Consider the following 12,104-nt stretch of genomic DNA (forward strand, 5'->3'; position numbering starts at 1 on the left):
GTATGAATCACACGATAATTGAAGAAAACGGATTTAAGTATGTAGAAGAAGGCGAGGGCGAAGTGCTGATGTTACTGCACGGATTGTTTGGTGCCCTGAGTAACTTTTACGATATCATCGAAGGTTTTAAACACACACATAAAGTTGTAATCCCGATACTGCCACTGTACGATTTGCCAATAGAAGAAACTACAGTTGGCGGGTATGTGAATTATGTGGAGCGTTTTGTCGCTTACAAAAATTACAATAAGGTAATTGTGCTCGGTAACTCACTGGGCGGACATATTGCGCTTATTTACGCTTTAGCAAACCAAGATAAAATTCGCGGTGTTGTATTAACAGGAAGCTCCGGTTTGTTTGAAAGTGCAATGGGCGACAGCTATCCAAAACGCGGCGATTACGATTATATCAAGAAAAAAGCAGAACTCACTTTTTACGACCCGAAATTTGCTTCGAAAGAACTGGTTGACGAGTTGTTTGATATAGTGAACGATAGAAATAAGGTTATTCGCGTGCTGGCAACCGCAAAAAGTGCCATCCGCCAAAATCTGGCAGAAGAAGTGTCGAAAATTACGGCACCAACCTTGCTTATTTGGGGTAATAACGATACAATAACCCCACCGTTTGTAGGTGAAGAATTTCATAAGCTGATTCCAAATTCGCAATTATTTTTTATCGATAAATGCGGACATGCACCGATGATGGAACAACCTGAGGAATTTAATCGTTATTTGGGTAAGTTCCTAAACGAAATTAAATAACGTGCTGGCAAAAGACATCATATCTGAAAATATTCCTCCGCTAAAAATAAAAGATACCGGTGCTAAAGCCATTGAGTGGATGTATGAATTTAAACTTTCACATCTTCCTTTAGTCGACCACCAAAATTATATTGGGTTAGTTAGTGAAGAAGATATTCTTGATTTTAATGATACACATGAGCAACTCGGCAAATTTCTAAAAAATTTGTACAAACCTTTTGTAAAAGATACCGAACATATTTACGAAGTATTACGTGTTGCCGCAAATTTAAAAACAACTGTTATTCCGGTAATTGATAGTGAACAACATTATCTCGGATTAATTACACTCCAGAGTTTATTATACAATTTCGCAAAAATGAGTTCCATCAGCGAACCGGGTGGTGTTATTATTATTGAATTAAATAATAAAACTGATTATGTGTTAAGCGATATCGCACGAATTGTAGAAGGTAACGATGCACATATTCTCAGTTTATATTTTAATGTGGAAGCCGATTCGGGTAAACATGCCGTTACTATTAAGGTTGACAGCACTGAAATAAAACATATTGTTGCCACCTTCGAACGATATCAATACCAGGTGAAAGCTTATTTTCAGGAATCAGATATGGTTGAAATTATTAAAGACCGTTACGATTCACTCATGAATTACCTCAATATATAAATATGCAGGTTGCAATTTATGGTCGTTTAATAAAAAAAGATGCCTTGCCTTATGTGCAGCAACTTTTTGATTTATTATACAATCGTAATATTAAATTTTTAATTCATGAAGATTATTTTCCGCACTTAATTAATAATATTCAATTTAAAGATCAGCCTGAAATATTTTATGAAAAAGATAAACATAAAATAGGTTCAATTGACTTTATGTTTAGTGTTGGGGGAGATGGTACTTTACTCGACACCATTACCATTGTAAAAGACACCAACGTACCTATCGTTGGCATCAACATTGGTCGATTGGGTTTTTTAGCCAGTATTGGTAAAGATGGTATTTCCGATATGATTGATGCCCTGGAGCAAGGCACATTTACCTTAGATGAACGTTCATTAATTCACCTCGATTCAAATATTCCTGATTTATTTGGGGGAGATAATTTTGCGCTCAACGAATTTACCATTCACAAAAAAGATTCATCAGCAATGATTACCATTCACACTTATATCAATGGTGAATTTTTGATGAGTTATTGGGCAGATGGTCTCATCGTTTCAACGCCAACAGGTTCTACAGGATATTCATTAAGTTGCGGCGGTCCAATTATTTTCCCTACTTCCGAAAATTTTGTAATCACACCTGTTGCTCCACATAATTTAAATATTCGCCCAATTGTAGTTTCTGATGAATCAGTTATCAGCTTCGAAATTGAAGGACGCAGCGATCACTTTTTAGTCACCCTCGACAGCCGCTTCGAATCGGTTGATGCCTCGGTGCAACTCGCTGTTCGCAAAGAAAATTTTACTATAGCCTTAATTCGCCCCAACGAACAAAACTTTCTCGATACCCTACGCAACAAGCTAGGGCTTGGTGTTGATCAAAGGAATTGATTACTTTCCCCGACCAACCACCGGAATCGGAGCAAAGAATAAACAGTCCCTGACCAAAGCCCATCCTCCGAATCCGCTACAATAGCAAAAATTTCTACTTCAGCACGCTGTTTCGGCAATCTACCTTTGGCATTAAATACTACCGATTATGAAAATTGTAACTAAACTCGCAACACTTATTTTAATTTTAAGTGCCTTAAATGCTCAAGCTCAATGGAGTAATGACCCGATGAATCCGTTGTTATTATGTGAAGCAGAAGCCACACAAATTAATCCAAAAATTATTGCTGATAATGATGGCGGAAATTTTATTTTTTGGCTGGATCCGCGTTCCGGTTTAAGAGCAATTTATGGTCAGCACTTAGATAAAAATGGCGTTCCTGCTTGGGAAGCTGATGGAAAACTAATTGTAAGTTCAGTAAAAAATATTGATGCATTAAATGTTATACGAAATGCAGAAGGAAATATTTTATTAGCATGGTATAGTTCAGGTGATTCGTTATATGTTCAAAAATATAATGAAGAAGTGATTCCGCTGTGGGATAAACCTACAATTGTTGCTGGAAATGATCTGACTCTTACAAATACATTTTGGGGACCGGTATATCAGTTTGCAATGTTAGAAAATGGAGCCGGCTGTTTTTTAGCTTATGTACTTACAGGTTGGGGTTACGATAATTTATTATATAACAAAGTGGAAGGCGACGGTTCTTTACCTTGGGGATATAATGGCATTCAACATGTAGACATGAGCCCCGCAGGAATTGGCAATTTAAAATTATTTTCCGATGGCGCAGGTGGTGCATATATGCAAGCATCTAGAGGTTTATTTTATTTATCACGTTTTGATAGTAATGGAAATGTGATTTGGGGTGAAATGAAAACAAACGAATGTACTGCAGGTACTGGTGGAACCTATGCAAGCCATATTTATTACGAAATGCAACCAGATGGAAACAATGGCTTAATTGCAGCGTGGACAAGCGCTTCAGACGATGTATTTGCAACGAGAATTGATCAGGATGGCAATTTTGTTTGGGACCCTGAGTGTAATGCAATAATCGAAAATCCGGACCAACAGGAAGATATCACTTTTACAAAAAGTGGCGATGGCTATTATGCAACATGGCGTGATAGCAGACTTGATGCACCCGGAATTTATATGCAAAAAATAAATGCCGATGGCGAAACACAATGGGCGCAACCATTATATATTGAAGACACCAGTTTATATATTCCTGTAATGAAATCCATAGCAACTTCAGAAGGTGATGTTGTGGTTTTTTATCAGACAAGTTGGTACTTTGCTGCACAAAAAATACATGCCGATGGTTCAACCGCATATCCTCAACCAATAAAAATTTTAGAAACAGCCTATATACCTTTTTATGAAGACTATCAGTTATTTGCTACTGCCGATAATAATGTAATTGGTGTTGCTCAATATAACAGCGGTCTGGAATCAAATATTGTTATGTTCAATTTAAATTACATCAGCGGTGATACATTAATTGTTGATCCGGTTGAAATAAATGGATTAAAAAATAATTCGATTTCAATATTCCCAAATCCTGTTACAAATAATTTATTTATAGAAGCAGAGAAACAATTTAATCATGTAACAATTACAAATATGCAAGGTGCAATAATTTATGAGGCACACCAAAATAATGTTACTCAGCAGGAAATTGTATTGAATCAAATTCCATCCGGAATTTACATTTTGAGGTTGGAATTTGATGGGTATGGAACAACTACAAAGTTTGTGAAACAATAAGTGCCTGGTCAAGCACATACATGCTATCCGCGCCTCCCATTGGTTGGTCTGGGGACGCAACCAATGGAGGAACTTCGTAGCTCATTTATTCTATTCAAGTGACAATTGCGCTTCGTAGCGTACCCACTACGAAGCACAATACTCCAATCTCGGCACAAATCCCATCCCAAGCACCTCCGGTGGTTGCGTCCCCCGACCAGCCACCAGAATCGGAGCTAAGAATGAACAACCTTGCTCAAAAGTACATCTGCAGCCCAGTACAATAAACTCAATCCCTATGCGTTAAGCCTTAGTTTCCGTAACTTTGCAATCCTTTTAATGCATTCTGTTCGTCAATATTTTGTTTTAGTTTTTGCTGCAAGCGTGGTATCGTATGGCAATATACAGGCGCAGGAGGTTGAAATCGGCCTCTGGGGCGGCATTACGAACTCTTACGGCGATATAAATAATACTGTCGAAAGCTTGCAATTTTTTAAGCCGGGAGCAGGTGCTTTCTTTCGCTACAACCCAAATCCACGTATCGGATACTACCTTGGATTGAGCGGCGGACAAACTTTTGGATACGATTCCATCTCTTCAAACCCTTATCAGCTCAAAAGAAATCTCAGTTTTAGGTCAAATATTTATGATTTTACCGGTCGCATCGATTTTAACTTTTTGCCACTGGAACGAGAAAAGCCAAAATACTGGTTTACGCCTTACACTTTTATCGGTTTAAGCGTGTATTATTTCAATCCGCAGGCCTATTACGACGACCAATGGGTTGATTTACAGCCACTTGGAACAGAAGGTCAACAATATCCGGAACTCACAGGTAACGAAAAATACCAGCGCGTGCAGGTGGCAATTCCAATGGGTGGAGGATTTAAATTTGCGCTCAACAAAAATCTTACTGTTGGCCTTGAAGCAAACTGGCACTGGCTGTTTACCGATTATTTAGATGATGTAAGTAAAACCTATGTCGACCCATCGATACTGGCAACCGGCGCTGATGGCGCTCTGGCAGTGGCTTTGAGCGATAGAAGTATCGAATATGATGTTATTCCTTTAGGCGAACCCGGCAAACAAAGAGGTGATAGTCAGCACAACGACAAATACCTCTATACCGGAATTTTTCTTTCATATACATTCGTTGACCTAAAATGTCCCGGCCCGGGCAAATGGGGCACAAGATAACACCAGCCTTTTTTGATAAATTTGCACCCTGATGTCAGCCGTTCAACTCGACCTAAATAATATCCCGAAACATATCGCCATAATTATGGACGGTAACGGTCGTTGGGCAAAACAAAACGGCAAAGCCAGAATTTACGGCCATCACGCAGGTGTGGAAGCAGTGCGTAAAGTAGTGGAAACCTGCACCGAGCTTGGGGTTCAGCACCTTACTTTATATGCATTCAGCACCGAAAACTGGAAGCGCCCCGAGGCAGAAGTTAATGCCCTGATGGAATTGCTGGTACGCACCATCCGCAAAGAAACCCCGGAACTCAATAAAAATAATGTCCGCATTAGTATGATCGGCGATGGACATTCACTGCCGGAAGCCTGTATTCATGAGCTTGAAGAGGCAAAATCGATTACCGCAAATAACACAGGTTTAAATTTAATTTTGGCACTTAGCTACTCCGGTAGATGGGAAATTACACATGCCATCCGCCAGATTGCCGCAAAAGTGCAAACCGGCGTACTACATGCTGAAGATATTGATGAAAAAACCATCAGTAACCATATGAATACTGCCGGTATTCCTGACCCCGAATTATTAATCAGAACAAGCGGCGAATTTCGTCTCAGTAACTTTTTGCTGTGGCAAACCGCCTATACAGAATATTATTTTACAGAAACCCTATGGCCTGACTTCGATAAAAATGAATTGGTCAAAGCGTTACTCGACTTTCAGAAACGCGAACGCAGGTTCGGAAAAACAACAGAACAAATTCAAGTAAAATGAAACAATTAGTGCGATTAATTTTTTTGTGCGGATGGATGACTTTTTTTACTACGCTCGCTAATGCGCAGAATTTTGGAAAGGATTCAAATATTGTAGATTATGGCAATCCTAAAAAATACACCTTAGCAGCTACCGAAGTACGTGGAGTTAAATCCCCAAACATCGATATTAATAGTTTAATTGTAAGAACAGGATTAACACCGGGATTACAACTCACTGTTCCGGGTGAAGATTTTAGTATTGCAATAAAAAGCCTCTGGAAAATGCGTATGTTTTCAGAAATTGATATTGTAGTAGATAAAATTTTAGGTAATCAAATTTGGCTGGGTATTGAAGTAACGGAATTACCAAAAATTACAGGATATTATTTTACAGGCACAACTAAATCGGAAGATGAAGATATGCGCCCATTACTTGAAATTATTGGTAATGTTACACCATATGCTGATTTCACACAGGTGCATATCAATAATACCGTTCGCGATTATTATGCTGAAAAAGGATATCGCAACGCAGAAATTGATGTTTATGCAAAAATAGATACAAGCAGATTTAACAGCGTTGTTGTTTACATCGATGTAATTAAAAATGCTAAAGTAAAAATTGATGAAATAGTATTACATGGTAATAATTCGGTAAGCGACAGGAAGTTGTTGAAACAAATGAAGGATACCAGAATGCGCACGCAGTTTAATGTATTCTACAATAATCCTGAAGACCCAATCACAAAAGCTGATTTTTCGCCAAAAGGTATTGTAAATATATTATCTTCTTTAAGTTATAATAATATTGCTGATTTTGTTTCTGAACGTGCTCAGGTGCGTATATTTAATTCTTCCAAATATGACCCCGATAAGGCTAAAGTAGATGCACAAAATATTGTAACTTATTACAAAGCTTTAGGTTATCGCGATGCGCAAATTAAAATGGATTCCGTTTACGATGTAAGCAGTCGTACTATCGGAATTAGTTATACTATAGATGAAGGCGGAATTTATTATTTCAGAAATATTATCTGGAAAGGAAATACCAAATTTAGTGACCACGAACTGGATTCTATTCTCTCCATAAAAAAAGGTAGTATTTATAATCAGTCGTATTTAAATCAGCGTTTGTCATTCGATTTATCTAGTCCTGATATCACATCTAATTATATGGATGATGGTTATTTGTTTTTCAGAATTACACCTGTAGAAATTTGGGCACAAGATGATAGTATCGATTTGGAGGTCAGAATTTTCGAAGGCCCTCAGGCAATTATCGATAAAATATTAATTCGCGGAAATACAAAAACCAGCGAACATGTAATCAGAAGAGAGTTAAGAACATTGCCGGGTCAAAAATTTAATCGTAATCTGGTAATTCGTTCGCAGCGTGAAATTATTGCATTGGGATTATTTGATGCAGAACAAATTGCAGTGAATCCAATTCCCCATCCTGAATCAGGAACAGTAGATATTGAATATACCGTTGTAGAAAAACCATCCGACCAGTTAGAATTATCTGCAGGTTACGGTGGCGCAGGATATGGTATTTTAGCCAGCGTAGGTATTGTATTAAATAACTGGAGCACAAAACAAATGTTTGAAAAACATGCGTGGCGTCCTTACCCTTCCGGCGATGGTCAAAAACTTTCGTTCCGTATCAATACTACAGGTCGTTTATACCAGGCATTTAATATTGGATTTGTTGAACCATGGTTCCTCGGTAAAAAACCGAATTCATTTTCTGTTTCTTTAACCCGTACACAATTAGGTTACAATGTAAGCGGAACAACTTACGATGAAATTGAAGGAAGTTTTGCTGCTAATGGAGCGTCTGTAGGATACGGTATCCGATTAAAATGGCCGGATGATTATTTTACTTTATTAAGCTCAATTAATTATTATAATTATCAGTTAACAGACTATCCTTATTTTATTGCTGAAAATGGTAGTTATAACAACTTTAGTATTAAAGAAACTTTAGCACGTAACTCCGTTGATGATCCGCAATTCCCTAAATCAGGATCAAGTATATCGTTATCATTACAATTTACACCACCTTATTCTTCATTCAATAATAAAGACTACAGTGGTCTCGAATCAGAAGAGAAATTTAAATTCATTGAATATTATAAATGGCGATTTAATGCAGAATATTTTACACCGGTTGGTGGCAAATTTGTATTGCGCACTTCAATGAAATTAGGTTGGCTGGGTTATTATAATTCTGAAATCGGACTTCCGCCATTTGAACGTTTCCAATTAGGTGGCGACGGATTATCAGGTGGATATACCAATACATTCGTAGGAACAGATGTAATTGCCTTAAGAGGTTATGAAATATTTAACACGCCGGGAACATCGTCGGCAAGAACAGAAGCGATATTTAATAAGTATACCGTTGAATTGCGTTATCCAATTGTAAGTTCGCAAACTGCAAATATTTATGCATTGGCTTTTGCTGAAGGTGGTAACCTGTATCCTGATATTGATGCATTTAATCCATTTGAGCTGAAACGCTCTGCGGGATTGGGTGTTAGAGCCTGGTTGCCAATGTTTGGATTACTCGGTGTAGATTATGGCATACGCTTTGACGATCAAATCCCGGGCGACCTTCAAGAAGCTGACGGATTTTTCGATTACATCACTAAAAATGGAAAATTCACAGTAATCTTAGGGTTTGAACCTGAATAATTTAAAAAACTGCGTAACATGAAAAAAAGCTTACTGATTGCAATTGTAATAATTGCCACCGCTATTACCGCAAACGCTCAACGTTTTGCCTATGTAAACACGGATTATATTCTCGAAAATATCCCTGAATATAAAGCCGCTCAGGAACAAATTGATAAAATTACTGCTGAGTGGAGAACCGAAGCCGATAAAAAACAAAAGGAAATTGATGAACTCTATCGCAATTTCCAAAACGAACAATATTTATTAACCGAAGAACAGAAAAAAGCCAAAATTGCTGAAATAGAAGCTAAAGAAAAAGCAATGAAGGAATACCAAAAGGCGAAATTCGGTTATGAAGGCGAATTATTTAAAAAACGCCAGGAATTAGTGAAACCTATTCAGGATAAAGTTTATGAGGCTATTGAAAAATATGCTAAAGAACGCGGATACGATTTTATTTTCGACAAATCGAGCAGCACCACAATATTATTCGCAAATCCTGAAAATGATAAAAGCGATGAAATTATTAAACGTTTAGGTTATACACCTAAAGCAGCCGGAAACAATTAATTTATTTTTGATTAAACCATATAGCATAACTATGAAGATTAAAATTTTATTTATCAGCGCATTAATTTGTTTTACAGCCATTAGTGCAAACGCTCAAAAAATCGGTTACCTGAATACCGATGAATTACTGTCGCAAATGAAACAGGTAAAACAGGCTGATTCCACACTCAATAAATATGCAGAAGAAATGCAAAAGATTTATGCTGCTTATGTTATGGAATACCAATCGAAATTGGCCGATTACCAAAACAATGCTGCTACCTGGAGTGAAGTTAAACGCGAATCAGTAGAAACAGATTTAGGCAATTTACAAATTCGTATCAGCGACTTTGAGAAAAAATCAAATGAAGACCTCGCAAAAAAGAAAGAGGAATTGTACAATCCGATTTTAGAGGATATCAAAGCAAAAATCAAACAGGTTGGTGAGGAAAATAAATTTACCACCATACTCGACGGCTCCGCAATGTTATACACCGGTGCCGATGCGGTTGATATTATGCCAATGATGAAAAAGAAATTGGGCATCCAATAATATTAAACTAATTTTAAAATATACAGGCGCCTCTCAAGGGCGCTTTTTTTATACCTTTGTTTTGTACATGACACAACAGCAATTTCCAATTGGCGTATTTGATTCAGGATATGGTGGGTTAACCGTCCTCAAAGAATTTGTGCGCAATATGCCGGAATACGATTTTATTTATTTGGGAGATAATGCCCGTGCCCCATATGGAAATCGCTCGTTTGAAACGGTTTATGAATATACATTGGAATGTGTTGAGCAATTATTTGCAAAAGGTTGCAGACTGGTAATACTCGCCTGCAACACAGCTTCTGCGAAAGCTTTAAGAACCATACAACAACACGACCTGCAGCGAATTGACGCGCAGCGAAGAGTATTAGGTGTCATCAGGCCAACTTCTGAAGTGGTTGGAAAATTAACCGAATCAAATACAGTGGGAATTTTTGCAACTTCTGGTACTGTTAATTCGGGAAGTTATGTTTTGGAGATAGAAAAATTTTATCCAACCATTAAAGTAATTCAGGAAGCTTGTCCGATGTGGGTGCCCATGGTTGAATACAATGAATTTGATAAACCAGGTGCCGATTATTTTATCAAACAACATATAGAACGTTTATTAAAAAAATCGGATGCAATTGATACCATTATTTTAGGATGTACACATTATCCATTATTAATGCCTAAAATAAAACAGTATCTGCCGAATCATATTAAAGTAATTGCACAGGGAGAAATTGTTGCTGCAAGTTTAATGAATTATTTACAACGCCATCCTGAAATGGATGCTAATTGCAGTAAAAACGGCAAGCTGGAATTTTATACTACAGATGCAGTTGAAACCTTTAACGAACACGCAGCCATTTTTTTTGGAAAGGAAGTGCAATCAAAACATTTACATTTGTAAATTGAATTAATTCTGATGCTGCCTGCTTCCTGAGGCCTTGTTAATTGCCTCGTCTAAAAATGGTTGAAACGCCATTTCATCCGATTCAATTAAAAATCCTGACCGGCTTGATAAATTTTGTAGTGCTGTTTCCAGATTAAATTTATCCTGCGTGCTGCCATACACCATGTTTTTTTGATGTAATTCTTTAACCAAATATTCCTGCTCGGTTTGTCCGGGTGTTGGAATAAAAATACATTTTTTGTTCAGCAATGCAAGATCCATCAAGGTGCTGTACCCACCACGTGAAATTATAATTTCCGATTGTGTAATTAATTGAAACAATGCTTCTCCGGGAAGGTGAGAAATTAATCGGATATTATCGGCAATTTTTTCATCCTGTTCAATTTCAGAAATGCCGCGCACCAATATAAATTGTTGTTTAATATTTTTTGCCTGCTCAATTATTTTATCTTCAAAAATAGTACGTTGCGGTTCCGGTCCTGAAATAATGGCCAGAATATTATTTGTAGCAGGAACAGTAATTTCGGGTTTTCTGAACCTAGTTAAAATACCAATAAATCGTGCGTGTTTTGGAACCCGGTATTTATGTGAAAGGTCACCCGAAATATTATTTTCTGATGCCGTATCCGGTATCCAAACTGTGTTGAAATTGCGATGTTGCCACTGCAGCCATAAATAAACAAAAGGTTCGGCAATTCGAAATGCAGGAACTTTAACCATCATTTGATGGGTAATGATGATACTTTGCACGCTTGAATGATAAATACCATAACGGTTATCTGAAATTATCAGGTCAATATGATATTGTTTTACCAAATCAGCTGTAATTCGGTGTTCTCGTCTGATTCCACGAAAAACTTTCCCAAGCTGACCAATAATTTTAATGATAAAACTGCCCTTTTTCTGATAATAGATGTTGTACGAAGGAATTTCAATTGCCGTTAATGTCGGAAACTCCTTTTTTAACAGTTCCAGCGAACGGCCCGAAGAAGCCATTAAAACGTGGTGACCGGCATCCTTACAAGCTTTAATGAGCGGAATACATCGAGTAGCATGGCCTAAACCCCAGTCCAGCGGCGCTATTAGTATGGTCAATTTTTTTTGTTCGGGCAAGGCAATTTGATTTGAAATACAGCGTTTTACTATCTAACTCTAAAATATTGCTTACATTTAGAGCCGCAAAGCTATGAAAATCAGCAAAAAAATACTTCCTCTTCTCGCAATTGCAATGCTTTTGTTAGGATCTTGTGGCATTTTTAATGGTGGAGGCAATTGTGATTGCCCTAAATTCGGCTCCAATACCGAACAAAATGATGATGCTGATACGGAAACAGCATCCGCTTCCAGTTTAGAATAATTATAAATATTGTTTTTTTCGAACTACAATTGTGTGGTAATGTT

At 37.4% G+C, this 12,104-nt stretch carries 12 protein-coding genes; 11 read left to right on the forward strand and 1 reads right to left on the reverse strand.

Features of this window, described 5'->3' with window-relative positions:
• Nucleotides 1-2 precede the first annotated feature (2 nt).
• The 10 genes from IPI65_02005 (at nt 3) to murI (ending at nt 10,700) form a co-directional block, all read left to right on the forward strand.
• Nucleotides 3-761, forward strand: coding sequence for an alpha/beta hydrolase (locus IPI65_02005; protein MBK7440326.1), 759 nt, complete (start codon nt 3-5; stop codon nt 759-761).
• Between the two features lies 1 nt (nt 762).
• Nucleotides 763-1,428, forward strand: a complete 666-nt coding sequence (locus tag IPI65_02010; GenBank protein MBK7440327.1) for a CBS domain-containing protein — start codon at nt 763-765, stop codon at nt 1,426-1,428.
• Between the two features lie 2 nt (nt 1,429-1,430).
• A complete protein-coding gene (locus IPI65_02015) occupies nt 1,431-2,315 on the forward strand; it encodes an NAD kinase (protein MBK7440328.1) in 885 nt (294 codons plus the stop codon).
• Nucleotides 2,316-2,463: 148 nt separating this feature from the next.
• Nucleotides 2,464-4,092, forward strand: coding sequence for a T9SS type A sorting domain-containing protein (locus IPI65_02020; protein MBK7440329.1), 1,629 nt, complete (start codon nt 2,464-2,466; stop codon nt 4,090-4,092).
• A gap of 318 nt (nt 4,093-4,410) precedes the next feature.
• Entirely contained in the window at nt 4,411-5,268 is an 858-nt protein-coding gene (locus IPI65_02025) for an outer membrane beta-barrel protein (GenBank protein MBK7440330.1), read from the forward strand.
• 31 nt (nt 5,269-5,299) lie between these two features.
• Nucleotides 5,300-6,043: an isoprenyl transferase gene (locus tag IPI65_02030; GenBank protein MBK7440331.1), complete on the forward strand. Its 744-nt coding sequence runs from the start codon at nt 5,300-5,302 to the stop codon at nt 6,041-6,043.
• Nucleotides 6,040-8,721, forward strand: coding sequence for a BamA/TamA family outer membrane protein (locus IPI65_02035; GenBank protein MBK7440332.1), 2,682 nt, complete (start codon nt 6,040-6,042; stop codon nt 8,719-8,721). Before IPI65_02030 ends, IPI65_02035 begins: the two co-directional genes overlap by 4 nt.
• An 18-nt stretch (nt 8,722-8,739) precedes the next feature.
• Nucleotides 8,740-9,273 (forward strand): OmpH family outer membrane protein, encoded by a 534-nt coding sequence (locus IPI65_02040; GenBank protein ID MBK7440333.1) that lies wholly within the window; start codon nt 8,740-8,742, stop codon nt 9,271-9,273.
• A gap of 31 nt (nt 9,274-9,304) precedes the next feature.
• Complete coding sequence (locus tag IPI65_02045) at nt 9,305-9,805, forward strand: OmpH family outer membrane protein (GenBank protein MBK7440334.1); 501 nt, start codon at nt 9,305-9,307, stop codon at nt 9,803-9,805.
• Between the two features lie 67 nt (nt 9,806-9,872).
• Nucleotides 9,873-10,700, forward strand: a complete 828-nt coding sequence (murI, locus tag IPI65_02050; protein MBK7440335.1) for a glutamate racemase — start codon at nt 9,873-9,875, stop codon at nt 10,698-10,700.
• 6 nt (nt 10,701-10,706) lie between these two features.
• Here the strand turns inward: murI and IPI65_02055 are convergent, their stop codons facing one another.
• Complete coding sequence (locus IPI65_02055; protein MBK7440336.1) at nt 10,707-11,798, reverse strand: glycosyltransferase; 1,092 nt, start codon at nt 11,796-11,798, stop codon at nt 10,707-10,709.
• 91 nt (nt 11,799-11,889) lie between these two features.
• On the opposite strand from IPI65_02055, the gene IPI65_02060 reads away from it, so the two are divergent.
• Nucleotides 11,890-12,060, forward strand: coding sequence for a hypothetical protein (locus IPI65_02060; GenBank protein ID MBK7440337.1), 171 nt, complete (start codon nt 11,890-11,892; stop codon nt 12,058-12,060).
• The last annotated feature ends 44 nt before the right edge of the window (nt 12,061-12,104 follow it).

Source organism: Bacteroidota bacterium, assembly GCA_016706255.1.
Taxonomy (GTDB): Bacteria; Bacteroidota; Bacteroidia; order Chitinophagales; family BACL12; genus UBA7236.